Source organism: Allomuricauda sp. F6463D (genome assembly GCF_023015965.1).
Taxonomy (GTDB): Bacteria; Bacteroidota; Bacteroidia; order Flavobacteriales; family Flavobacteriaceae; genus Flagellimonas.
On sequence record NZ_JALKAN010000001.1, the window covers coordinates 622,092 to 647,466 of the forward strand.

The 25,375-nt window shown below is 38.6% G+C and carries 26 protein-coding genes; 12 read left to right on the forward strand and 14 right to left on the reverse strand.

From position 1 onward, the window contains the following. Positions 1 to 82: 82 nt before the first annotated feature. The 4 genes from hisF to MWU56_RS02655 all read left to right on the forward strand — a co-directional run bounded on the left by hisF (position 83) and on the right by MWU56_RS02655 (position 4,142). Complete coding sequence (gene hisF / locus MWU56_RS02640; RefSeq protein ID WP_247041951.1) at positions 83 to 838, forward strand: imidazole glycerol phosphate synthase subunit HisF; 756 nt, start codon at positions 83 to 85, stop codon at positions 836 to 838. Between the two features lie 2 nt (positions 839 to 840). Then, positions 841 to 1,437: a bifunctional phosphoribosyl-AMP cyclohydrolase/phosphoribosyl-ATP diphosphatase HisIE gene (gene hisIE, locus MWU56_RS02645; protein WP_247041952.1), complete on the forward strand. Its 597-nt coding sequence runs from the start codon at positions 841 to 843 to the stop codon at positions 1,435 to 1,437. A 63-nt stretch (positions 1,438 to 1,500) separates the two neighbouring features. Then, positions 1,501 to 2,664 carry a vWA domain-containing protein gene (locus MWU56_RS02650; protein ID WP_247041955.1) on the forward strand — a complete coding sequence of 388 codons (1,164 nt, stop codon included), beginning with the start codon at positions 1,501 to 1,503 and terminating at the stop codon, positions 2,662 to 2,664. A gap of 8 nt (positions 2,665 to 2,672) precedes the next feature. Next, positions 2,673 to 4,142: a magnesium chelatase gene (locus tag MWU56_RS02655; protein WP_247041957.1), complete on the forward strand. Its 1,470-nt coding sequence runs from the start codon at positions 2,673 to 2,675 to the stop codon at positions 4,140 to 4,142. A gap of 1 nt (position 4,143) precedes the next feature. Here MWU56_RS02655 and MWU56_RS02660 read toward each other — a convergent pair whose 3' ends face one another. From MWU56_RS02660 to epsC, 3 genes are all read right to left on the reverse strand, one after another. After that, positions 4,144 to 4,626, reverse strand: a complete 483-nt coding sequence (locus MWU56_RS02660) for a hypothetical protein (RefSeq protein WP_247041959.1) — start codon at positions 4,624 to 4,626, stop codon at positions 4,144 to 4,146. A gap of 147 nt (positions 4,627 to 4,773) precedes the next feature. Then, positions 4,774 to 5,658: a cysteine synthase CysM gene (cysM, locus tag MWU56_RS02665; protein ID WP_247041966.1), complete on the reverse strand. Its 885-nt coding sequence runs from the start codon at positions 5,656 to 5,658 to the stop codon at positions 4,774 to 4,776. Further along, a complete protein-coding gene (gene epsC / locus MWU56_RS02670) occupies positions 5,651 to 6,442 on the reverse strand; it encodes a serine O-acetyltransferase EpsC (RefSeq protein WP_247041967.1) in 792 nt (263 codons plus the stop codon). Before epsC ends, cysM begins: the two co-directional genes overlap by 8 nt. A 92-nt stretch (positions 6,443 to 6,534) precedes the next feature. Here epsC and MWU56_RS02675 point away from each other — a divergent pair, with 92 nt between their 5' ends. Beyond that, positions 6,535 to 7,215 carry a DUF2461 domain-containing protein gene (locus tag MWU56_RS02675; RefSeq protein WP_247041969.1) on the forward strand — a complete coding sequence of 227 codons (681 nt, stop codon included), beginning with the start codon at positions 6,535 to 6,537 and terminating at the stop codon, positions 7,213 to 7,215. Here MWU56_RS02675 and MWU56_RS02680 read toward each other — a convergent pair. Further along, positions 7,204 to 7,617, reverse strand: coding sequence for a glyoxalase (locus MWU56_RS02680; protein WP_247041970.1), 414 nt, complete (start codon positions 7,615 to 7,617; stop codon positions 7,204 to 7,206). The genes MWU56_RS02675 and MWU56_RS02680 overlap by 12 nt on opposite strands. 314 nt (positions 7,618 to 7,931) lie before the next feature. Here MWU56_RS02680 and MWU56_RS02685 point away from each other — a divergent pair, with 314 nt between their 5' ends. Beyond that, positions 7,932 to 8,342 carry an acyl-CoA thioesterase gene (locus MWU56_RS02685; RefSeq protein WP_247041972.1) on the forward strand — a complete coding sequence of 137 codons (411 nt, stop codon included), beginning with the start codon at positions 7,932 to 7,934 and terminating at the stop codon, positions 8,340 to 8,342. Here the strand turns inward: MWU56_RS02685 and MWU56_RS02690 are convergent. Further along, positions 8,339 to 9,631 (reverse strand): dipeptidase, encoded by a 1,293-nt coding sequence (locus MWU56_RS02690; RefSeq protein ID WP_247043688.1) that lies wholly within the window; start codon positions 9,629 to 9,631, stop codon positions 8,339 to 8,341. The two genes, MWU56_RS02685 and MWU56_RS02690, sit on opposite strands and share 4 nt — an antisense overlap. A 129-nt stretch (positions 9,632 to 9,760) precedes the next feature. Between MWU56_RS02690 and MWU56_RS02695 the strand changes: the two genes are divergently transcribed. Further along, positions 9,761 to 10,543 carry a hypothetical protein gene (locus MWU56_RS02695; RefSeq protein ID WP_247041974.1) on the forward strand — a complete coding sequence of 261 codons (783 nt, stop codon included), beginning with the start codon at positions 9,761 to 9,763 and terminating at the stop codon, positions 10,541 to 10,543. A 10-nt stretch (positions 10,544 to 10,553) separates the two neighbouring features. Continuing rightward, entirely contained in the window at positions 10,554 to 10,928 is a 375-nt protein-coding gene (locus MWU56_RS02700; RefSeq protein ID WP_247041976.1) for a hypothetical protein, read from the forward strand. Between the two features lie 392 nt (positions 10,929 to 11,320). On the opposite strand, the gene MWU56_RS02705 is transcribed toward MWU56_RS02700, so the two are convergent. Further along, positions 11,321 to 12,184, reverse strand: coding sequence for an RNA polymerase sigma factor RpoD/SigA (locus MWU56_RS02705; protein WP_108246140.1), 864 nt, complete (start codon positions 12,182 to 12,184; stop codon positions 11,321 to 11,323). Between the two features lie 244 nt (positions 12,185 to 12,428). On the opposite strand from MWU56_RS02705, the gene MWU56_RS02710 reads away from it, so the two are divergent. Further along, positions 12,429 to 13,940 (forward strand): DEAD/DEAH box helicase, encoded by a 1,512-nt coding sequence (locus tag MWU56_RS02710; protein WP_247041978.1) that lies wholly within the window; start codon positions 12,429 to 12,431, stop codon positions 13,938 to 13,940. A gap of 91 nt (positions 13,941 to 14,031) precedes the next feature. After that, positions 14,032 to 15,258, forward strand: a complete 1,227-nt coding sequence (locus tag MWU56_RS02715; protein ID WP_247041979.1) for a glycosyltransferase — start codon at positions 14,032 to 14,034, stop codon at positions 15,256 to 15,258. A 24-nt stretch (positions 15,259 to 15,282) separates the two neighbouring features. Here the strand turns inward: MWU56_RS02715 and MWU56_RS02720 are convergent, their stop codons facing one another. After that, positions 15,283 to 16,365, reverse strand: coding sequence for a DUF6544 family protein (locus tag MWU56_RS02720; protein ID WP_247041982.1), 1,083 nt, complete (start codon positions 16,363 to 16,365; stop codon positions 15,283 to 15,285). 214 nt (positions 16,366 to 16,579) lie between these two features. Between MWU56_RS02720 and MWU56_RS02725 the strand changes: the two genes are divergently transcribed. Then, positions 16,580 to 17,149 (forward strand): hypothetical protein, encoded by a 570-nt coding sequence (locus tag MWU56_RS02725; RefSeq protein ID WP_247041983.1) that lies wholly within the window; start codon positions 16,580 to 16,582, stop codon positions 17,147 to 17,149. A gap of 205 nt (positions 17,150 to 17,354) precedes the next feature. Here the strand turns inward: MWU56_RS02725 and MWU56_RS02730 are convergent, their stop codons facing one another. The 7 genes from MWU56_RS02730 to MWU56_RS02760 are packed head-to-tail and all read right to left on the reverse strand — an operon-like array spanning position 17,355 to position 24,018. Next, a complete protein-coding gene (locus tag MWU56_RS02730; RefSeq protein WP_247043689.1) occupies positions 17,355 to 18,476 on the reverse strand; it encodes an ABC transporter permease in 1,122 nt (373 codons plus the stop codon). 38 nt (positions 18,477 to 18,514) lie between these two features. Next, positions 18,515 to 19,621 carry an ABC transporter permease gene (locus MWU56_RS02735; RefSeq protein ID WP_247041985.1) on the reverse strand — a complete coding sequence of 369 codons (1,107 nt, stop codon included), beginning with the start codon at positions 19,619 to 19,621 and terminating at the stop codon, positions 18,515 to 18,517. Continuing rightward, positions 19,618 to 20,346 (reverse strand): ABC transporter ATP-binding protein, encoded by a 729-nt coding sequence (locus MWU56_RS02740; RefSeq protein ID WP_247041987.1) that lies wholly within the window; start codon positions 20,344 to 20,346, stop codon positions 19,618 to 19,620. Before MWU56_RS02740 ends, MWU56_RS02735 begins: the two co-directional genes overlap by 4 nt. Further along, entirely contained in the window at positions 20,346 to 21,248 is a 903-nt protein-coding gene (locus MWU56_RS02745; RefSeq protein ID WP_247041990.1) for an ABC transporter ATP-binding protein, read from the reverse strand. Before MWU56_RS02745 ends, MWU56_RS02740 begins: the two co-directional genes overlap by 1 nt. Further along, complete coding sequence (locus MWU56_RS02750) at positions 21,248 to 22,150, reverse strand: HlyD family secretion protein (RefSeq protein ID WP_247041991.1); 903 nt, start codon at positions 22,148 to 22,150, stop codon at positions 21,248 to 21,250. Before MWU56_RS02750 ends, MWU56_RS02745 begins: the two co-directional genes overlap by 1 nt. Position 22,151: 1 nt before the next feature. Beyond that, positions 22,152 to 23,402, reverse strand: a complete 1,251-nt coding sequence (locus tag MWU56_RS02755) for a TolC family protein (protein WP_247041999.1) — start codon at positions 23,400 to 23,402, stop codon at positions 22,152 to 22,154. Position 23,403: 1 nt separating this feature from the next. Beyond that, positions 23,404 to 24,018, reverse strand: coding sequence for a TetR/AcrR family transcriptional regulator (locus tag MWU56_RS02760; RefSeq protein WP_247042001.1), 615 nt, complete (start codon positions 24,016 to 24,018; stop codon positions 23,404 to 23,406). Between the two features lie 226 nt (positions 24,019 to 24,244). Here MWU56_RS02760 and MWU56_RS02765 point away from each other — a divergent pair, with 226 nt between their 5' ends. Continuing rightward, positions 24,245 to 25,336: a nickel-binding protein gene (locus MWU56_RS02765; protein WP_247042003.1), complete on the forward strand. Its 1,092-nt coding sequence runs from the start codon at positions 24,245 to 24,247 to the stop codon at positions 25,334 to 25,336. Positions 25,337 to 25,375 lie beyond the last annotated feature (39 nt).

Below are 25,375 nucleotides of genomic sequence, written 5' to 3' on the forward strand. Positions count from 1 at the left end.
CCCATCAACAAGAGTGGTGAGGCCCTGAAATAAATTAAAGGTGACGACAACCAATTATTGGTGATTCAATTAATAAAAATAAATGCTTACAAAACGAATTATACCCTGCCTCGATATAAAGAACGGAAGAACCGTAAAAGGCATCAACTTTGTGGATCTCCGCGATGCAGGTGACCCAGTGGAATTGGCAGATATCTATGCTAAAGAAGGCGCCGACGAACTGGTGTTTTTAGATATATCCGCCACGGAAGAAAAACGAAAAACCTTGGCCGAACTAGTGTATCACGTAGCGGAAACCATCAATATTCCGTTTACCGTTGGAGGAGGAATCTCTTCTGTGGAAGATGTAGATGTGCTCCTTAAAAATGGGGCCGACAAGGTTTCTATAAATTCCTCTGCGGTGAAACGACCTGAATTGATTAATGAACTAGTAGCCAAATTTGGCTCGCAATGTATCGTTGTTGCTATTGATGCCAAACAAATAGAAGAACAATGGAAGGTGCATTTGGTAGGAGGTAAAGTTCCTACGGAACTAGACCTTTTTGAATGGGCAAAAGAAGTGGAAGAACGTGGTGCTGGTGAAATTTTGTTTACCTCCATGGATCACGATGGCACCAAAAATGGCTTTGCCAACAAAGCTTTGGCAAAATTATCGGAATTGGTCAATATCCCTGTGATTGCATCAGGTGGTGCGGGAACCATCCCACATTTTACTGATACGTTTAAAGATGGAAAGGCTGATGCCGCCTTAGCTGCTAGCGTTTTTCATTTTAAAGAAATCGAAATCAACAGATTAAAACAAGAATTAAAGGAAGAAGGAATTCCTGTAAGAATATAGAAATGAAAATAGACTTCGATAAGAACCCAGACGGACTTGTACCAGCCATTATTCAAGATGCAACAACCAAAAATGTTTTGATGCTGGGCTATATGAACCAAGAAGCGTTCGAAAAAACCAAAGAGACTCAAAAAGTCACGTTTTATAGTCGTTCTAAGCAGCGATTATGGACCAAAGGGGAAGAAAGTGGTAATTTTTTAAACCTTGTGGACATGCAAGTGGACTGCGATAACGATACGCTATTGGTAAATGTGAATCCCGTGGGGCCTACGTGTCATAAAGGAACTGATACTTGTTGGGCAGAAAAAAATGTTCAAGATTATGGTTTCTTGTCCACTTTGGAAGATGTTATCACATCTAGAAAAAATGATCAAGAGAATCCAGATAGCTATGTGGCATCCCTGTTCCGCAAAGGCATCAATAAAATAGCACAGAAAGTAGGGGAGGAGGCCGTAGAAACTGTGATTGAGGCCAAAGACGATAACGAGGACCTGTTCTTAAATGAAAGTGCAGACCTGTTGTTTCACTATCTGATTTTATTGCAAGCCAAAGGATACACCTTGGACGATATTGCCAAAGTACTCCAAAAACGGCATTAAACAAATCCGTTAAGTTTTTTATAAAGACCCAGTCGTTACAGCGAAATGCCGTAATTTTATGTAATGGCTATGAATACAAGGAAAGGATTTCGTTTTACCAATTACGAGGCTCCGGACCAAACTCCGTTTGAAAAGCTCTTTGAGATTTTCCAGGAACTCATCACCCACACTTCGGGCGATTTGGAGGAAGCTTTGGACTGGCTTCGTGAACTGGATAAAGAATACGAACTTACCGACGACGATTACACGATAGATGATTTTATAGAAGACCTCAAGGCCAAAGGTTACATCCGTGAGGAGTTTGATATGAATGATCCACGGGGCGGCGAAGGCGAAGAGGGCGATGAAAATGGAGGGAGTGGAAGCTTCTCGATTACTTCCAAGCTTGAACGCATGCTACGACAAAGGGCTTTGGATCAAATATTCGGAAAAATTAAGCGCAGCGGTTCTGGAAACCATAAAACGGGCAAATCCGGCAAAGGCGATGAACATACGGGCGAGTTTCGGGAATACCGTTTTGGGGATTCCCTGGAACACATCAGTATGACGGAAAGCTTGAAAAATGCCCAAATAAACCACGGTTTGGACAATTTTTCGTTGAGTGAGGAAGATTTGGTTGTTGAAGACACCCAATACAAGGCTCAAATGAGCACGGTTCTCATGATCGACATTAGCCATAGTATGATTTTGTACGGTGAAGATCGAATCACACCAGCAAAAAAAGTAGCAATGGCCTTGGCGGAATTCATCACAACACGTTATCCAAAAGACACATTGGACATTTTGGTTTTTGGTAATGATGCGTGGCCGATTCCCATCAAGGATTTACCATATTTAAAAGTAGGGCCTTATCACACGAATACTGTCGCCGGGCTTCAATTGGCTATGGACATGCTTCGCAGAAAAAGAAATACCAATAAGCAGATTTTTATGATCACCGACGGAAAACCATCTTGTTTGCGGCTTCCCAATGGTGACTATTATAAAAACAGCGTGGGCTTGGATGACTATATTGTTGAAAAATGCTACGCAATGGCACAACAGGCTCGTAAACTTCATATTCCAATAACTACTTTTATGATTGCAGAAGACCCGTACCTAATGCAGTTTGTACGAGAATTTACCAAAGCAAACAAAGGCAAAGCTTTTTATACAGGACTTAAAGGTCTGGGTGAAATGATTTTTGAAGATTACGAACAGAACAGAAAAAGAAGAATTAAAGGATAATACAACATATGAACTTGGATCATACCAAAATAAAGACACTAGGCGATTTAAAATCAGCGGGCTATACAAGTCAAAGTATTAAAGATGAGCTCAGGGCAAACCTTCTGGATAAAATCTCCAAAGGAGAGCAGGTGTTTGAAGGGGTTTGGGGTTACGAAAACTCTGTGATTCCAGAACTTGAAAGGGCCATACTTTCTCGCCACAACATCAATTTATTGGGTTTAAGAGGACAAGCTAAAACACGTTTGGCCCGTTTAATGGTACAATTGCTGGATGAGTGGATGCCGATAGTGGAAGGTTCAGAGGTACATGATGATCCATTGGAACCCATTTCTCGTTATGCCACCGAACTCATCAAAGAAAAGGGTGATAAAACTCCAATAAGCTGGGTGCACAGAAGTGATCGTTTTTATGAAAAATTGGCTACACCAGATGTTACCGTAGCAGATTTAATTGGTGATGTAGATCCCATAAAAGCTGCAAACCTAAAGTTGTCCTATGCCGATGACCGTGTGATCCATTTTGGGATGATTCCGAGGGCAAACCGCTGTATTTTCGTAATTAATGAGTTGCCCGATCTCCAAGCGAGGATTCAAGTAGCGCTGTTTAATATTTTGCAAGAAGGAGATATTCAGATTCGCGGTTTTAAGCTTCGCTTGCATTTGGATATCCAATTTGTATTTACTGCTAATCCTGAAGATTACACCAATAGAGGTAGCATTGTTACTCCTTTAAAAGATAGAATTGGATCACAGATTCTTACCCATTACCCGGAAAGTATTGAAATCGCCAAAAAAATCACCAAGCAAGAGGCGCAGTTAGACAAACGTCAATCTGATATTGTCCATGTTCCAGAGATTGCTTTAGACCTATTAGAGCAAATCAGTTTTGAAGCAAGAAACAGTGAGTATGTGGATGCAAAAAGTGGCGTAAGTGCCCGGATGAGCATTACTGCCTTTGAGAATTTATTAAGTACAGCAGAGCGACGAGCTATCATTTCTGGTGATAAACAAACAAACGTCCGACTAAGCGATTTTATGGGCGTAGTTCCTTCCATTACAGGAAAAATAGAATTGGTATACGAAGGTGAACAGGAGGGAGCGGATTCGGTAGCAGAATCATTGATAGAGGACGCCGTTAAATCCTTATTTCCTGATTATTTTCCCAAAATTGATAAGCTTCAACGTAAAGAAGAACAAAATGAATATGATGAACTGGTAAGCTGGTTCTTTGATGGCGAAGGTTTTGAGCTTTTAGAAGACGAAAAAGAGGAGGAATACAAATCCAAACTAGATTCCATCGGTCCATTGAATCATCTATTAAAGAAATATCAACCTGAAATATCAAAAGATGATTCCTATTTCCTAAAAGAACTATTGCTTTGGGGGTTGGTTGCCCACAACAAACTGAGCAAACATCGCTTTCAACAAGGATACCAGTTTAAAGATCTATATGGAAACTATATCCGAGGACTGTAAATTATTGCCAAATATTCAAATTGTCGTTATAATTTTCAAAATTGTAGTTTCCTATGTACCGCTTTCTTAACCAAAAAGTGTACAGTGATAGGATAGGTAGAATACTGTACAATACCAAAGAAAGTGTTGCCATAGGTTTAAAGGTTGCCGGTATTACATGCTCCTCAAACGTTTCGATAGAGTACAATACCATTGCACTATCATAAATTTTAAATAAGTACACAATCATAATTGCATAAAGAGCATACTCGATGTTCCGCATTTTAGGGTCAGGTAGTTCACCTTCGGTAATCTTGAACCAAATTACATATAGGTAAAGGAAATGTACCGAGGTGAGAATAGGAATGATATAATTATCAGGCTTTAAGAAATAAAACTGGTTGGTGTATACGCCATAAAAGCTTAAAACCATTAAGGTTAACAAAACTGCTGTACTGGCCAGGATATTTCTTTTCCAAGTGATGATTTTTGATATTGTATTCATGTTAAATGTAGGTTTGGGACTTAATTCAACATAAAGAACGGAGTTTTTAAACCACTATTTTAAAGAAATCGATGAGCCGCATTCAATGTTGGATAACACGGTAAATACAAGGTGAAACCCTAAAAAATCGACATGAAAAAGGCTTCTTTAATCGAAAAGGTCCGAAGATAGGTAACGATCACCACGGTCACAGACAATGGAAACTATGGTGCCACTCTCCAAATTTTCCGCAAGACGCAAAGCTACCGCCGCTGCACCGCCGCTGCTCATTCCCGCAAATATACCTTCTTTCTCTGCCAGTAATTTTGCCATTGCCCTAGCTTCTTTTTCACTGACCTCCATTACCGTATCCACTTTACTGGGATTGAAAATTTTTGGCAGATACTCTTGTGGCCATTTACGAATTCCCGGAATCTTGGAATCATCCGTTGGTTGTACACCCACTATTTGAACGTTGGGATTTTGTTCCTTTAAATAAGTAGAAGTGCCCATTATGGTACCGGTAGTTCCCATACTGGATACAAAATGTGTGATTTGTCCATCGGTATCCCTCCATATTTCTGGCCCGGTGGTTTTATAATGCGCTTTCCAGTTATCGTCGTTGGCAAACTGATTCAACAATCGAAAGCCTTCGTTTTCAACTTTAGCCTCGGCATAGTCCCTAGCACCCTCAATGCCTACATCGGCAGGGGTCAAAGTAACTTTGGCTCCATAAGCCCGCATGGTCTGCACACGTTCTTTGGTTGAGTTTTCGGGCATCACCAGTTCAATATCAAGTCCAAAAATACCTGCAATCATGGCTAGGCCTATACCGGTGTTTCCACTGGTAGCTTCAATTAGTTTGGTTTCCTTGGAGAAATCACCTCGTTCGAGTCCACTTTGGATCATATTATAAGCCGGTCTATCCTTTACACTTCCTCCGGGATTGTTCCCTTCCAGCTTGAACAGGATTTTCACGTTTGGATTTGTATTCAAAACTTTGGATTCCACCAATGGCGTGTTTCCGATAAGATCTAGTATGCTGTTAGACATTTGGAGTTGTCTTTATTTTAATTTCTGGTGTATGATAAACTTTGGAATTGGCAGGAACTGATGATGTCAACCAAGCATTACCGCCGATAATGGAATTTTCACCTATTACGGTCTCACCACCCAAAATGGTTGCATTGGCATAAATGGTAACATTGTTCTCTATCGTAGGGTGTCGTTTTGTGTTTTCTAAATTTTTGGCAACATAGAGCGCGCCAAGGGTAACGCCTTGATACAATTTTACATTATCATGGATTATAGCTGTTTCGCCTATAACAACACCAGTGGCGTGATCAATAAAAAATGATTTTCCAATTTTAGCTCCGGGGTTAATATCAACACCGGTTTGTCTGTGCGCATATTCGGTCATCATCCGAGGAATCAAGGGTACATCTTCCTCATAAAGTTCATGTGCCAATCTATAAATGGCGATGGCATAAAAACCAGGGTAGGCCATATATATTTCCTGAAGCGACAATGATGCTGGGTCACAGTTCAATATGGCCTCCGCATCCAAATTCAAATTTTCCAGAATTTGTGGTAAATGTGAAATGTAATTATTCCAAAGCTCATTTTTGGGTTTTTCCAAATCCCAACAAGCCATATCCATTAAGTTGTTGAATTTTTTTTCCAATAACTCTAAGTTCACCGCCACCGGAGTGTTAGTGTCGAATAGAGTATAAAAAAGAGTATCCGTAAAATCTTCAGTCTCTTGTTTAAGTCTAAAATCCAAACAAGGCATTTTTTTATGCCTATTGAGTTCAGTTATGATTTTTTCCTTGTCCATACTGCACATTATGGTCTTAAAATTAGAGAAATCCTTACCATACAACAGTATAAAAAGTTAACTTTAGTTTAAAAATAACAAATTACCCGTGTATGGCGTCAAATAACACTATTTCTAAAAATGTTTTCGATTTTCTCGATTTACTTGAAAAGAATAACAATAGGGAATGGTTTGAATCACACAAATCAACTTTTAAGACCCATCAATCTGAAGTTAAATCTTTTTTTGAGTCGGTAAAAGAGAACTTGAACCAACATGATGATATTGAAAAAATGAAGCTGTTCCGTATATACAGGGATGTACGTTTTTCCAAAGATAAGACGCCGTACAAAAGTCATTTTGCAGGCTCTTTTTCACGATTGGGATCACACATACGGGGCGGTTACTACATTCACATCAAACCTGGAGCGTCACTTTTGGCCACAGGGTTTTGGGCTCCGAACAAAGAAGATCTTTTCCGTATTAGAAAGGAACTGGAAATGGATGCTGGGGAATTCCGAAAAGTTGTCAATCAAGAAGAACTAAAAGCCATTTGGGGAGATTTGAGCGGCGATGAATTAAAAACCGCACCAAAAGGTTTTGATAAGGAACACTCGGATATTGACCTTATTCGAAAGAAACAATTTGTGTTTGTCAGAAATCTTACGGACAAGGAAGTGCTTTCATCTTCATTTTTAAACGAAGTAGATAAATCCTTTAAAGCCATCCGACCTTATTTTGACTTGATGAGCAATATCCTTACCACAAATTTAAACGGGGAGTCAATCTTGTAACAAGGCTTCAGCTTCCAAAAGTTGGATCTGATCTTTTAAACGTTCTACTACCATATTCATCATTCTTTTGTTCAATGCTGAGGAATTGGTGATGTAGTCGCGGTATTCTTCCACTGTAAATTGGCCTATCAACATTCCCTTTAGGGAATTCCTGAACTTAATGTCTTTTTGGATAGCCCTTTCAATGTATTCAAATTTTTTCTCCAAGGAAAGTTCGTAAAAAGCACCTTTATGTTTGTTGGCGTAATTTTTAAATGCCTCTACCAACAAATCGTTTTGGAGTTTGATAACTGGTCTCAGCGTTCGGTTCTGAAAGCGCTCGTTAAAACTCATTTGACTATTAAAATGTGCCTGTGAAATGGTCGGACGAATGTCCAATCTACGGTCGGATTCTGAGTCCATGGTTGTGATTTTTAATAAAATTACAGAATGATGCACTGCACTCTTTTAAATATGGCAATAGTTGTCAACGATGTTATGAACAAGCTTTTAGCTTTTATTGGAGTAAAGCAACATTACCATTACAAAAAATTTATCTGATTAAAATATACCGATTAATCAAGGTATCAATATTGGGCGTTATAAATTACTTACTCATTATTAGCCGACCACTAAATATCTAAAATTCATAATTCGAATCAATTAAAGGGATCAGCAGGAAAAACCTTAAAGGGATTGATTTAACTTTGTGCTATATTATTTAAAACACTATAGCTATGAGATTTCACACAAGAAAATGGGTAAAACCCGGAGATTTGAATGCTAATGGAACGCTATTTGGAGGCAAGGTCTTGGCTTGGGTAGATGAAGAAGCTGCACTCTACAGCATTATTCAACTGGAAAACAAAAAAGTTGTCACCAAATATATGTCCGAAATAAATTTTATGAGTACTGCCCTAGAAGGCGATATTATTGAAATCGGTATCGATGTGGTAAAATTCGGGGTCACCTCAATGACGCTCAACTGTGAAGTGAGAAATAAGATGACCCGCGAAAGTATTGTTACTGTAGACAATATAATAATGGTTAACCTGGACCAAAATGGCAATCCAAAGGCTCACGGCAAAACAAAAATTGAATTCGTTAAAGACCGTTTGGCCAAAAAGGAAAAAGAGGAAAACGCTTAGTTCAAGGTTTTAGCCACCGCTTGTACTTCGTCCAACACTCGTAATAGGTTTTCACCCCATAGTTGGGCAATTTCCTTTTCGGTGTAGCCGCGTTTTACAAGTTCCATGGTTACGTTGAAGGTTTCAGAGGCATCCGACCATCCTTCAATACCACCGCCACCATCAAAATCGGAGCTGATACCTACATGGTCAATTCCAATCAAATCCACCATGTAGTCAATATGGTCCACAAGGTCGGATACATTAACGGCTGCAGGTGCATTGGGGTCAGTTTCGGCCATTTCATCAGCTATGTTCATTACGTTTTTATAATTGGCAAAGAATGCTTCCCGTTGTTCCTCGGTCAAGGAAGAGAATTGCGAACGTTCGTACCAATCAACGTTAAGTGAATCAGCTACTTCTTTATATATGTTCTTCATATAGGCAGATCTTGCCTCATGCTTTTCGGTATTTAAATAGGAACTAAAACCAACGGTTTGAACAACACCTCCGTTTTCTTTTAGTAACATTAGCTGTTCGTCATCCAAGTTACGACTGTGATCGCAAAGCGCTCTTGCCGAAGAATGCGACGCAATAATCGGAGCTTTGCTAAGCTCGATCATTTGTTTCATAGCTTCTTTGGATGGATGCGAAATATCTATCATAACTCCTACGCGGTTCATTTCAGCAACGGCTTTTTTCCCAAGCTCACTAAGGCCATTATGAAGCCAAACACTGTCTTTTTCACCAGTATTGGAATCACTGAACTGGCTATGCCCATTGTGTGATAGGGATATGTATAATGCCCCACGTTTTTGATATTCTTCAATTTTGGAAAGGTCTTCACCAATTGGGTAGGCATTTTCAACACCGATCATGGCTACTTTTTTTCCAGAAGCTACAATTCTTCTTACATCATCAGAAGACATGGCCAATTCAATTTGATCTGGCGCAATTTCTTCACAAAGTTTGTGTATGGCCTCAAATTTGGAATTGGCATTTTCCGAAGCTTTGGCATAACCTTCGGCATTCAATTCACCTTGTCCTGTATAAACAATCAACCAAGCGACATCCAATCCACCTTCTTCCATTTTGGGAAGATTAATTTGTGTATCCAGTCTTTGCGTATAATTGATGCTGTCCGTAAAATTATTGACATTGATATCGTCGTGGGTATCAATCGTTATCACGGAATCATGGATACGTTGGGCTTTTTCTAGCACGGTTTCAGTTTTTTCAGTTTTTTCAGGTTTTTTTTCTCCGCAGGAGATTAATAGCACAAGGCTCGAGAATAAATAAAAATATTTCATGGTTGAATCTTTATACATACAAATATCGCGTTTTGACAACAAAATATGGATAGTACGGAACAATAAATTGTAATCCCCCGGTTTAATTGACATTTTTAGAATGATTAATAACCATAATACCGCAATAAATTGGGAACACGGGAATTGCTGACGTATTTAGAAAAACTTGAGATAGGATTGAGTTCCTTTTCTTACGAGGAATTGGGAGTTGTTGAAGCTGGTGAGCTCAAAAAATCCTTTGAAATGTTCAAGTTTGGATTGGAAAGTAAGGTTTTTGGAATATCTGAAATGAGGCAATTGGAAACCATCTACAAAAAAGTGGGTATCCAAAGTAACGACATCCGAACTTACGATAACCAAGAACAAGAAAAAATAGAAGCACTTATTAAATCTCTCGAAAAAACAACATTGTCCGAGGAACAACGGGAAGTTGTAAACAAATTAAAGCAGATGGTTAATACCTCTCAAGAGGATCTACTTCAAAATTTTGATGACCATATGGATCATAAATCCAACGATATTGAATTTATCGAAAAAAGCTTAAAAGCTGAATTTGCCGCTCAGAGTATTGATTTAAAACCTGTACTGGAAGATTGTATGGGGCAAATGGACCTTTTGGAAGAATTGGTTCGTATGTTCAAACAAAATGTGTTGGAGTTTATGGGTAGTGCCAAAATAAACCTCATGAACGAAAATTTTAATGCACTGGAACGAACCTGTCAAAAAATAATGCCATCCTTGCGCATGATGCAAACCTTTGGTCTTGTGGAGATAACACAGCAAATATCCAGACTTTGTAAAACTGACCACGACTTAAAACATCTTTCTTTTTTATACGATCAGTTTCTTAAAGAGTACCCAAGTGTAGAGGAGCAGATAGATTTTGAAATGGAAATGTTAAGAACAATGTAAATCTAGTGCCATGCCAAACAACGACCTACCAAAATATTTACAAAGTATATTTTATCCTTTGTTCCAACACACCAACAGTCTAGAATGCCAATTAATGCTTCTGGATGAGATGTTGGAAGTAGGGGACAAGAAGGAAATTCCTTTTTTGGCCGAGTTGGAATCCCATGAGAACCCCAAAATAAGTAATAAGGCTTTTGAAATTAAAAATGAGTTGCAATCCAAATTGGGCCTCCTCACCGAAACAGAACGAAGAAGAATGCCTATGAACCTTTGCTTTATATATGATGAATTCAATATTAGACCGAGCAAAGTGGATAAAGGCCTTGAATTTGAAATAGAACTGGATATTTTAAATATGAAAAAAAATAGGATTTCACCATCCTAATGAGGGTTTTCACCACATTTTATGATTTAAAAATAATCTTCAAGATGAATTAACGTTATACCTAAAACCCCGAAACAAACCAAAGATTATCATGTTATACGATACCTACGGCGAAGAATACTTGGCATTTTTACATGAACTCAACGAAATTTTGAGCATTAACGAACTTGCCGAACTTGATTATTTATAATTAACAAACACCCCAAAATTTGTTTATATGAAAAACCATAAAAAAGAAAACACAGCCTATTTGAATTTTATTCAAGATTTGAAAAAAATGCTCACCGACTTTGACATTAGTCTATTGAGCAAATCATAATATTTAGGTAAGTACCATAAAAAAGGGGTATCGTAATCGATACCCCTTTTTTATTTATAACAATATGTAATTCTTATCCCAAATAAGACTTTAGGATTTTGCTTTTTGAGGTATGCCTTAATTTTCTAATTGCTTTTTCCCGAATTTGACGAACCCGTTCTCTTGTTAAATCAAAAGTACTGCCAATTTCTTCCAAAGTCATGGAAGGTTGGTCCCCGATTCCATAATACAATCGCACCACATCGGCTTCCCGTGGAGACAATGTATCCAACGCCCTATTAATTTCAGTGTTCAATGATTGGTGCATCAACCCTTTATCTGGTTTTGGAGAATCACCCGCATTCAGCACATCATATAAATTGGAGGTTTCTCCTTCTTTTAAAGGAGCATCCATGGATACGTGTCTGCCTGTATTTTTCAAGGATTGTTTCACTTCGGAAACCGTCATGTCCAATTCTTTAGCAATTTCTTCTGGAGATGGTGGGCGCTCGTGCGCTTGCTCCAAGTAAGAAAATGTCTTTTTTATTTTATTGATGGATCCAATCTTGTTCAAAGGCAATCGAACTACACGGGATTGTTCCGCCAACGCTTGTAGAATGGACTGGCGAATCCACCATACCGCATAGGAAATAAATTTAAACCCACGGGTTTCATCAAAACGTTTGGCCGCTTTTACCAACCCTACGTTACCTTCATTAATCAAATCAGGTAGTTTAAGACCTTGATTTTGATACTGCTTTGCAACAGATACCACAAACCTTAAATTCGCATTGGTCAACTTTTCCAAGGCAGCTTGGTCTCCAGTCCTAATCTTCTGTGCTAGCTCAACTTCCTCCTGCGCGGTAATAAGATCGATTTTACTGATATCCTGCAAGTATTTGTCAAGTGATTTAGATTCCCGGTTTGTGACCTGTTTAATGATTTTTAGCTGCCTCATTCTAATTTATGGTTTTACAAGTGTTACAAGCTATCATAATACATCATAATCTCCATTTTTCCAAGTGCAAAATGTTATTCTTATCAAAATGTTATCAGCCAATATCGGAAACATGGAAAAATCAACCAATTATAGATTGTTGATACTATTTTAGTAGAAAAGCTTCTCAGTGTTGGTCGTAAATGCAAAAAACCCCTAATTTTGTAGGGTTTTTTATTTAAGAATCCATAACGCCCTTTTTCCATTGGAAGTAAACAAAATAATCAAGAAGAAAACATTGTACGATTATCAGGAGGAAGACCTGAACAAAATCTTCACCCAGCTGGAAAAACTTCCCGCAGGCACTAACATTCTGTACCAATTGCCCACAGGCGGAGGCAAAACCGTGGTGTTTTCCGAAATAACCAGACGGTTTATTGAGCAAACGGGCAAAAAGGTAATGGTGCTCACGCATCGGATTGAGCTCAGCAAGCAAACTTCCAAAATGCTTCACGGCTTTGGGGTTGCCAATAAGGTCATCAACAGCGAGGTAAAAGAATTGTATGATCAAGATGATTATATGTGCTTTGTGGCTATGGTGGAAACGCTGAACAACCGCCTACAGGAAGAAAAGGTGAAAATCAATAATATTGGCTTGGTCATTATTGATGAGGCCCATTACAATTCCTTTAGGAAACTTTTCAAATATTTTGAGAATTCCAATATATTGGGGGTTACGGCCACTCCGTTGAGCTCCAATATTAAACTCCCCATGAAGGACAACTATAAACATTTGATCATCGGGGAGTCCATAAAATCCCTTATAGACAAACAGTTTTTGGCCAAGGCAAATCTGTACAACTACGATGTAAGCCTTCGAACCTTAAAACTGGGTATCAACGGGGATTACACGGTTAAATCGTCCGATGAGTTTTATAGCGCCCACAGTATGCTGGGCAAATTGGTAACAGCGTACGAAGAGATTGCGAAGGGAACCAAAACATTGATTTTCAATAACGGGATCAACACTTCGTTATATGTTTACGAAACCTTTAAAAAGGCAGGATATAACGTAAGGCACTTGGATAATAAGAACACGGCAACGGAACGGAAAGATATCCTGGAATGGTTTGCCAATACGCCTGACGCAATTTTGACTTCGGTAAGTATTTTGACCACAGGTTTTGATGAGCCAACGGTGGAGACCATTATTTTGAATAGGGCAACACGCTCTCTTACTTTATACTTTCAAATGATCGGTAGGGGTTCGAGGGTATTGCCCAACAAGGAAAAATTCAATGTTATCGACATGGGTAACAATATTGCCCGTTTTGGATCATGGAATGCACCTATTGATTGGCAGGAGATATTCCATTTCCCAGATTTTTACTTGGAAAATATTAAAAATGATGAAGAAATCGAGCGTGAATTTGTTTACGAAATGCCCGATAAGCTACGTGCCAAGTTTAGCAAATCTGATAATGTTAGTTTTGATGTAAAGGCTGAGTACAAAAAAGTATTTGCACAAGGGTTAAAATCCAAGGTGGTTCTCGAAAAAAGTATTGAACAGCACGCTCAAATTTGTGTTGAAAACAGTGAAGATGTGTTTGATGCGCGTATTTTGGCAAAAGAACTCAAAGATGAGATCGCCTATCGGGTAAAGCAATATTCGTACTGTATTATGAACAATACCAAAAATTATAAAGAATGGCTGGAAGAAGATTATGAACGTAAACTCCGCTCCAGCATTTCCAAAATGTTTGCAGCAAGGATGTAACCATCAATCGTTGATTCAATTATTGGATTGCCAGGTTTTTACTTTTAAAGTTTAACCTTGTCCATACAATTCCAACTTCGTACTTTTCAAAATGTCAAAGAATCTCCTTGTTGTAGGTTATGTTTGGCCGGAGCCCACCACTACGGCAGCAGGCTGTCGGATGCAGCAGCTTTTGGAAACATTTATAACCTTTGGTTATAAGGTTACGTTTGCAAGCACCGCCAGTAAAACCGAATACAGCCTGAATTTACAGTCCTTGGGCGTCGAAGAGGTTCCAATTAAACTCAATCACGCCAGTTTTGATGTTTTTATTAAAGAACTTTCTCCCGATGTGGTAGTGTTCGACCGATTTATGGTAGAAGAGCAATTTGGATGGCGCGTGGCTGAATTTGCACCCAAGGCTCTCCGAGTTTTGAATACCGAAGACTTGCACGCACTACGAAAGGCTAGGGAAGAGGCTCATAAAAAAAACGCATCCTTTACAATAGCAGATTGGAAAAATCATCCCTTTACCCTTCGAGAAACAGCAAGTGTCTATCGCTGTGATTTAAGTTTGATGATTTCGACCTACGAAATGGATATTTTGCAGCAACAGCTGAACATTCCAGCGGAACTATTGCACCATATACCTTTTATGGTGGGGAAAACCAAATTGGAATGGCCGCCTTTTGGAACACGCAATGGTTTTGTGAGCATTGGTAACGGAAAACACGCTCCCAATGTGGATGCCGTTAAAATTTTAAACCAGGAGATTTGGCCACGGATACGCAAAAAACTGCCAGCGGCCGAACTACATATTTATGGCGCTTATTTGCCACAGCAGGTTACCCAAATGCATAGTCCTAAAACAGGTTTTTATATAGATGAATGGGCAATGGATGTTAGCACTGTCCTCCAACACGCACGCGTAGTTCTGGCACCGCTCCAGTTTGGTGCAGGGATAAAGGGAAAACTAATGGATGCCTTGAAAACTGGAACGCCCAGCGTAACCACCACCATCGGTGCTGAGGGAATGCATTATAATTCACCATGGAACGGTACCATTACAAACGATTGGGATCACTTTGCCCAAGCAGCTGTTGACCTGCACCAGAACCCCACGGTTTGGGAAAACGCCCAACTGCAAGGGGAGCAATTACTGCATACTTATTATAATAAAGAGGTTTTGCAGGCCCAATTAAAAGAACGATTACAACAACTAAGCAACACTTTGGAAGCGCACCGTTCGCAAAATTTTATCGGTAAGTTGTTACAGCATCAAACCATGGCAAGTACCAAGTATATGTCCAAATGGATTGAAGAGAAACATCGCAAGTAATTTATTGTTTTCCAACGATTTGGTTCAATTATATGTTGTCTTAGTTATTTCAAGATTTAACCAATTAAAATCGCCATCGGGTAATTTCCACAGTACTTTACATTTATACGGGATTTTAACGCCATGGTACACCTTGTAGTCGGTTACGTTAATAACCCATTTTTCCAGCGTAGCATTTTTTCCTCCACCATAAAAACGGTCAGCTTCAAAAGAAACCATATCGCCATTGTTGTTAAATTTAAATATTCCAGAAACATGCTTGTCATCAAGGGTGAATGTGGCTTTGGCCGATGTCGCATCAATAGCTTCCCAAGTGATGTAATCGTTTAAAGCCGCTGAAGGAAACCAACAAATCTCCCCTAAAAAGCGTAGCATAGTTCCCGTATTGATTTGTTCGTTGTCGGATTCATCAACCACTGGGATCAATGAGGCCAATTTTATGAGCATTGAACCTGTACCATCATAAAATTTGTCCCTCCCTATCATTTTTATTGAAGAAAATGCTGTTACTTCCGTGGACCAAACAAAGCTTGGGTGCTCAACATCAAAATATTGTTCTGCTGTAAATGGCATCCATTTTCCCTTAGGCTGCGTTCTCATTTCACCTGCTTGTTTCAACTTTACCAAATCCACTTTTTCTTTTCCAACTACGCCTGAGGCGTTCAACCATTTTTGAACAATTTCCGGTAAATGATGCATACGTTCATTGGATATCATTGTTTTGTTCGTTGAACTATTGGATAACACGGTATTTACTTCTTTTTCAACCATGATATTAAATTGGTAACTACCCCAAGCTGACATACAGACCAAAAGAATAATGATATTTGGAAGAGTGCCAAATTTTGCATCATTCCAATACATAATGATTAAAATTTGGGAAAGTACCACAGCAATGATGACCACAAAAAACCACCAGTCCTTTTTCATTACAAACACTATTGCCCCAAATACAAAGAGAAGAAAAGTTAACAACCATAGTACCCCAACTGGTTTTGAAATGTCTTGGGATAGTTGATGTATCGGTGCTAATTGAAATGCTTTTACAAAACCCATCAAATGGATAAGTGCATGTATTACAAGCATGAATGTAAATACAAATTTCATTGTTCAGATTTATGAGATTTTTTCATCCTGAAATTGGTAACACTTTACTATTACAAACCTAGTATATGGTAGTATTTTGAAAAATGATATTTATTAGTTTACTAAGTTATTTTATGCCTAATCTATTGTGCATCATTCTCAATCAAACCATAAAAATGTGTTCTGGTTGTTTCTTTTTAAATCAATATCTTTAAAAACACTTATTTTTATACATATGATACTTAAAACCACCATCCGTTTCATTGCGGTACTGATTTGCTTACCAGTACTTTCTCAGGAAACCAGCCCATCAGAAAAATTTTGGAATACTTTACAGTCCCATTGTGGTAAAGCCTATGAAGGTAGTCTTGTACTGCCCGAAGGAGATGAAGCCTTTAGTGGAAAAAAACTTGTTATGCATGTTAGGGCCTGTGATACAGATGAAATTAAAATACCTTTCTATGTCGGCGATGATAAATCTCGTACCTGGGTGCTTACCATGAATGAAGGCATAATTACTTTAAAGCATGACCATCGCCATGAAGATGGCACCGAAGATGACGTCAACCTGTATGGTGGTACCGCAAGTAATGAGGGTAAACCGGAAATTCAGTTTTTTCCTGCAGATGTGCATACCCAAAAGATTATACCCGGGGCAGCCACCAATGTATGGTGGATAACCATTGATGAAAGTACCTTTACCTACAATTTGAAAAGGCTAGGTACAGATCGCATTTTTAAAGTTGCGATGGATCTTACCAAACCTATTGCAACACCCGATGCCCCTTGGGGTTGGGAGGAGTGATTTTCATGGCTGAACCTGAAAAACGTAACTGGTTCTCTGTGATTACCTGGTATTCTTTCTTTCCTTCTAGAAACTTCTTCTAAAAGGTAACGAAATCGACGTAAGAGAGTCACGAGGTCCGATCTAATAAAGTAGGAGTGAGCCGAGTAAATACTTTTTAGGCGACAGCGTAGGAGGGGAGTGTAATTTGTGGGATGGAAAAGAATTATGTGGTTTTTTTATAACTCCAAATCGCTAAACCATTCATAATTATGGCATAAAGCAATGTTTTGAACAATTGTGGAAGGATGTCCATAAACTCGGAACCTTTGAGCATTACCATTCGCATGACCTCCACAAAGTATCTTATGGGATTAAACTGCGTGATGATCTGAGCCCAATTCGGCATACTTTCTATGGGCGTGAACAAACCACTCATCAAAATGAAGATGACTATAAAAAACCATGAAATAAACATGGCCTGTTGTTGTGTTTCCGTAAAATTGGAAATAAACAGCCCTATGCCCAACACCACCAAAATATAAATTGAGGTATATAAATACATCAGTGGTAAACTGCCGACCATGGGAATATGGAATATAACTTTTGCCAAAACCAATCCAACGGTCAACAACCCCACGCCAAGAATCCAAAAAGGAAAAAGTTTCCCGATAATAAATTCCCTCTTTTTAATGGGTGTTACATTTATTTGCTCCAAAGTGCCAATTTCCTTTTCGCGAACAATGTTCATTCCTGATAGAAATAATGTAATCATGGTGACCAATAAAACCAATATACCGGGAACCATAAATGTTTTATAATTTAACGTTTCATTGTACCAAAACAAAGGAATGGTTTCAATGTTTATAGGCTGAATTTCTTGATCGGAAACTTGGAACAGATCAATTTTTAAATTTTGGTTGAAACGTTGCACAATCTGAGTAACATACACATTTTCAACGCCGGCAGCTGCGCCATCAATGGCATTTATGGTAACGCCTAAATTGTTGTATTTTTCTTTTTGTAGATCACGTTCAAAATAGGGGGGGATATGTAGAAGCACATCTACTTCTCCGTTTAGCATCGCTGCACTGGCCAATGCTTCCGAAGGAAAATCCGTTAAAACATTAAAATACGTTGAAGCATCGAACCTTTCCACCAAGGCCCTGGATGTGGAAGTATGGTCATTATCAATATAGCCAAATTTGATGTTTTTTACCTCAAAAGTGGCGGCATTGGATAAAATAACGAGTTGGAGTATGGGCATTACAAAAATAATGGGGAGCATACCTTTATTTCTAAAGATTTGCTTGAACTCCTTTTGTACGATGTAAAGAATGGTTTTCATATCACTTCCTGTAAAAGCAGGAATCATTTTTTAATTTTCTATTCCAATCTGATCTTATATTTCTTCACACTTAATCCAATGAAAAACACGGTCATTCCCATCAAAATCAAGGTTTCTTTCCAAATAAATTGAAAGCCGACCCCTTTGAGCATAATGCCCTTGATGATGATGATAAACCATTTGGCCGGAATGATATTACTGATCAGTTGCAATGGCAGGGGCATACTTGAGATAGGAAATATAAAACCAGAGAGCAAAATAACGGGAAGCATCAATCCCATCAAGGAAATCATCATTGCCGTTTGTTGGGTGGCGGAAATGGTAGAGATCAAAATTCCCAAAGCCAATGCACTTATGATAAACAATATGCTTTCCAAAGCCAACAGAAACAGACTTCCTTGAACCGGCATTTTAAAAATGAAAATGCTCAGTATTACAATGACCACTGCGTTGATTATGGACAGGAAAATATAAGGAAACACTTTGCCCACAATAACCTGAATGGGTTTTAAAGGTGACACCAATAGAATTTCCATGGTGCCTAATTCCTTTTCCCTTGTAATGGAAATGGATGTCATCATGGCCGAGACCAACATCAAAATTATGGTCATTACCCCGGGAACAAACATGTACACACTTTTTAGTTCTGGATTGTAAACCATTCTTGTCCGGGGTATAATTTGATATGCGACCGTAACATCTTTGTTCAGTTCTTTTTGATATTGGGCAAGAATCGCATTTACGTAATTGCTGATGGTGTTTGCCGTATTGGGATCTGTAGCATCGGTAATGATCTGGATGGTCGCTTTGCGCTCTTTGATCAGGTTTTTACTGAAATCTTTTTCAAAATTTAGAACAGCTTTGACTTTTCCTTTTTTGAAGATGGCCTCGATATCGGATTCCTTTTCAATAATTTGATTGATGCTGAAATATTTTGAAGCTGAAACTTTATTGATGATTTCTTTGGTATCCGCATCTTTGGAATGATCTAAAATGGCAATATCCACATTATTGATCTCATTGGTTATTGCAAAGCCGAACAACATAATTTGGGCAATGGGCATTCCAAAGAGAATAAACAACGAGCGTTTGTCCCTAAAAATGTGGTAGTATTCCTTTTTTATGAATCCTATGAATCGTTTCACCCTCTGGCCAATTTTAAAAATACATCGTTCATGGTATCCGTTTTAAACCGTTCCTTTAATTTTTTCGGTGTATCCAAAGCTTCAATTGTACCATTTACCATAATCGAAACCCTATCACAATATTCTGCTTCGTCCATATAATGTGTGGTCACAAAAACGGTTGTTCCTCGGTTGGCAGTCTTGTAGATCATTTCCCAAAATTGACGACGGGTAATGGGGTCAACACCTCCTGTGGGTTCATCCAAAAACACAATTTTAGGGTCGTGGAGCAGGGACACGGAAAAGGATAATTTTTGTTTCCACCCCAATGGCAGGGAACCAACAAGTTTGTTTGCTGCTTTTTCCATCTCCAGCTCTTTGATCAATATTTCAGATTTTCCCTTGATTTCTTTTCTGGACAAACCATAAATCCCACCAAAAAATGTAATGTTTTCCTTTACCGTCAAATCGTCGTACAAGGCAAATTTCTGGCTCATATAGCCAATATTTTTCTTGATGTCCTCTGCATTGGTAAACACATCAAAACCAGCAACATTGGCTTTTCCAGCGGTTGGAGTGGAAATACCGATCAGCATTTTCATGGCCGTGGTTTTCCCTGCCCCGTTAGCTCCCAGAAAGCCAAATATTTCGCCTTTTTTAACTTCAAATGTAATGGCGTTCACCGCGGTAAAATCACCGAACATTTTGGTCAGCCCCTCTACTTTTATGACGTGGTTGTTGCTCATTATTTCGCTAATTCCATAAAGGTGTCCTCTATGGTTGTTTGGGTTTTCTCGATTTCGATATCGGATAATTTTTTGGATTCCAAATACAGAAGCAAATCTTCCGGGTTAAAATCTGCTCTCTTATCGGTATAGTGCACATATTCACCAAAAGGATACACGCTATGGCTGTGTTCATAGGTATTTAAACTGGTGATGAGTTGGTACACATTGTTTGCACGAACGTTGTAAATCTGTTTTGTATAGTGCTTTACAATGGCGTTTGGTGTATCAATCTCCAGAATTTTTCCATCTTGAATCAACGCAATTCGATCACAAAGTGCAGCTTCATCCATATAGGGTGTAGAAACTAAAATGGTAATGCCCTTTTGCTGTAAACGCTTGAGCATTTCCCAAAATTCCTTTCTGGAAACAGGGTCAACACCAGTTGTTGGCTCGTCCAAAAACAATACTTTGGGTTTATGGATCAATGCACAGCATAAGGCAAGCTTTTGTTTCATTCCTCCGGATAACTTGCCAGCCCTACGGTCTTTAAAAGGGGCTATTTGCACATATATATCTTTGATCAGGCCGTAGTTTTCTTCAATCGTTGTACCGAAGATGGTGGCGAAAAATTCCAAGTTCTCTTCAACGGTCAAATCTTGGTAAAGGGAAAATTTCCCGGGCATATATCCTACGCTGTTCCTTATCTTTTTATACTCTGAAACCACCTCGAAACCGGTGACCGTTGCAGTGCCTTCATCCGCAATAAGCAATGTTGTCAAAATTCTGAAAAGGGTCGTTTTTCCGGCACCGTCCGGTCCTATCAAACCAAAAAGCTCACCCTCTTTCACAGTAAAGGAGATGTCCTGTAATGCTTTTACGGTTTTGTATGATTTTGATATGTTGGATACGGTAATGCTCATTATTCTTCGGATATCCACATTTCTGCCGGCATGCCTATTTTTAGGCTGCCATCATTTTTAACATCGATTTTTACGGCATATACCAAGGCTACGCGTTCTTCCTTGGTCTGAATGATTTTGGGGGTGAATTCCGCATCCGAAGCAATCCAAGAAACGGTTCCCGGATAGGATTTCATCGATTCACCATCATCAATTTTCACGGTAACCTCTTGCCCGATCTTAATATTTGGTAATTGGGTTTCGCTGATATAGACCCGTAATTGCATGGTGTTCAAATCCGCAATTTTATACAGGGGTTTGCCAAAAGCGGTGATTTCATTTGGTTCTGCGTATTTGGTCAAAACGGTTCCGTTTATCGGGTTTATGATTTTACTTTTTTGAATCTGATCATCCACTTGCTTTAACTGCACATCAATGGATTTAAGTTCATTGATAACCGGTGCGTTCTGGATTTCCACACTTCTGATTTGATTTTTTATCACATCAATTTCCCCATTGACGTCATCCAACTGTTTTTGTGTCCCTGCGTTGTCTCTTATCAAATTTTCAATACGGGTTTTGTTGATGTTCGCAGTTTTTAATTTGGAATTCAACACTGCAATTTGAGATAGGACACCTTTGGATTTTGAATTGATTACAGCTTTGGAAACTTCCAGTTGTTCCCGTTTTAAGGCTAGGGGGATGCTATCAATATGACCAATAAATTGACCTTTTTTGAGCACATCTCCTTCATCAACATCAAACTGGATCAGTTTTCCATTGTTCTCGGCTGAAATGGTTATCTCCGTAGCTTCAAAGTTTCCGTATCCATCGGCCTTTCCATTACCATTTCCACAGGAAAACAAACTAAAAACGATAATGCCCAGTCCTAATATATAATTGTATCTTTTGCTTTGTTTCATGTTATTGACCTTTAATGAGGTTGTAATTTGCTTTTGCCAACTGTAATTGGATTTTATGTTTGACCAAGGTGTTTTCATCCTCGTATAAGTTCGTGAGTTCTGTAATGTATGCCGAAGATGTGATCACGCCGTTCTTGAGTTGCGAATCAGCTGTTTTCAACACCTCTTTCCTAAGGTTGGTGATCGCTAGGTCAGATTCTATAAAGCTTTCAATCTTATTGATCTCGTTTTGTTGCTGATTCAGCTCAATACTGGTATTTAGTTTAAAGATTTCAGATTCGTTTTCAATAATTTCCTTGTTGATGCTCAAGGATTCACGTTGTTTTTTGTTGGAGTTCCAGTCGAACACGTTCCAATTCAATTTTACACCTACAGTATAAAATGTTTGAAATGAATTGTCCAGCATGTTCAATCCGGGATTGCCGTAGCCACCAGTGGCAAAACCAAATAATTTTGGCATATTTTGCTTTGACAACAAACTTTGGGTGTTGTCCACCTCTTCCTTTTTAAGTTGAAATAATTCCAGTTCCGGACGGACCATATCTGGTTGTAATTGAATTTCGACAAGCGGATTTTGAAATGTGGTGGATTTATCCAATGGCCTATTTATTAAACTTGAAAGTGTATGGGTAAGTGTTGCCTTATTGCTTTCCAATTCCTGATATTGTTGGTCTATCTTCAATAATTCGGCCTCTAAGACTTTGTCCGATGATGGGAGTATGATTCCGTACTTTATTCCTGATTGTACTTCTTTGAGCTTGGATTTTACTTGTTCTTTTTTAGCGTTGAGCAACAACCCTGATTCTTGTGCCAACAGGATGGAAAAATACAATTGATTGACTTGCTGTTTCAGTTGGTACAGACTAACTTCTAGCTGCTTCTGTTTGGTCTTGAGCTGTGCCGATTTTAAGTGTAGGGAAGCATCAGTGGCACCTCCGTTATAGATAAGTTGGTTGACAGATACCGTGGCCCGATATTGATCTTTGTTCAGCGGTTCTATACCGGACATGGCCAAGGGAAACTCAATGACATCGGATTGATAGGTGGCGTAGGCATCCATACTTACTTGGGGCAGATTTGCGGTTGACACCACTTCTTTGTCCAATTTGTTTTGTGCATCCAAGAGCTGAAATTGTTTGACCAAAGGATAATTTTCCGTCACCAAACGATAACATTCCGCTAGCGATATGTTTTGCTGTGCTACACCTGGTAGGGTAATCAAGAATGTGAAAATGACTAGTACCTTTTTCATTTCAAGTCGTTTTTATGGAATTAATGATGAAATTGGCAACTTCGGACTTTCGGTCTTCCATAAGTTGTTTGTAATCTTCATCATCTGTGTTTGTAAGGGCCATGATCAAAGGTTTTGCAACAAAGGGGAAGACATTTAACGCCATTATGTTAATGAACAATTGTTCTGCACTGATGGGTTTTAAACTGCCATTTTCTATTTCCTCATCCACTTGTTTTTTAAATTTTTCAATATTGGGAAAGCTTGGATTGTCCTTTAATTTTAGGATAAAGTCCGGATTCCTATTGAGCTCTTGAATGATAAAGTTGGGTATATAGGGATGGTCCACTATAAACGAAATATAATTTGCCGTAAAGTTTTTTATCTTCTCTTCGATGGTAGAATCATCATTTAAAACAGCATTTAATTGAGGTGCCAATAAGGAAAAAGCATTACTAAAAACCGCTTCAAACAACAACTGCTTACTTCTAAAGTAATAATGGAGCATGGCTTTGTTAATACCTGCTTTATCGGCTATTTCTTGCATACGGGCACCAGCCATCCCCTTAGCCTGAAATACTTGTTTTGCCGCTTCCAATATTTTAGCTTCTGTATTTTCGTCCTTTTTTTTAGCCATTTTTTCAACTATATAGTTTAACCATATGGTTAACAAAGGTAAAAATTAAATTGCATTGTTATACAACGAGATCGGTAAAATTTTGGCAATACGTTGGAATAGGGGCGTTTAATGAGTGTGAAATGGAAATAAATTGCGTAATTTTCAAACACAACATTTTTGTTTAGACAATTCCCTCTATCCATTTAAACCAAAAATGACGTAAGCAACCGTCAAAACCGACCCTATGCCATTGTTTTTGGATTTACATGAGCTTCCTGAAGGAATCACAGCGGCACATGTTGCAGAAATGCACCAGGCTGATCTGGATGTTGAGCACAAATACAATTGCCGGGGCTTGACCTATTGGTGTGATGAAAAAAGAAAAACGGCCTTTTGTTTAATTGATGCCCCAAACAAACAAGCGCTCATAGATTTACATGAGAATTCCCATGGCGCAATCCCAACCCGAATAATTGAAGTCAACGATACCATTGTAGAATCATTTTTAGGTCGTATCGAAGATCCTGAAAAAGCAAAAAATGTAAAACTCAACATCATTAATGACCCTGCGTTCAGGACACTAATGATCATTAAATTAAAACGGACCACTTTAAGGCGTTCCGAAATGGAAACTTTAAAAGCGGCCCTAAGGGGATACTCAACTTCAATTACGACTTTGGTTTCAGAACATAATGGACGCTTGGTACGGAAAGAAGGGAATACGTTTTTACTGTCTTTTGCATCGGTAACCGATGCTGTACATTGTGGTTTAGGAATTAAAGCTATCTATCATAGTGTAATTACACCGGATTTAACGTTCAAAATTGGGATCAGTTCCGGAATTCCCGTTACCGATAAGGAAGGTATTTTTGAAGATACCATAAAAACCTCCGATTATTTAAGTGATATTGTTCGGGGTGATTTTTCCATCACCGCGGAAGTCAACGATCTTTACGAAGGTGAAAATCAAAATAAGGCATTGCCCAATAGAGGGGAGATTACTGTTTTGAACAGTAACGACGAAGACTTTATGATGCAATTAATGTCCTATACAGAAAAAATCTGGTCGCAGACGACAATAAGTGTCGCAGACTTTGAAAGAAATATGGGCTTTAGCAAATCTAAATTGTATCGAACCATGATGAATTTGGTCGGTAAATCCCCTAACCAATTTTTAAGGGACTATCGTTTGGATAAAGCCTTGGAATTATTGGAAAAACAAAACAGCAATATTTCTGAAATTGCCTATCAAACAGGGTTTAGTAGTCCTTCGTATTTCTCTAAATGTTTCCATAAAAAATATGGGGTTTTACCATCATATCTTCATAATAATTAAATAAGGCAATGTAATACAGAAAGTTGCACCAATAATTTA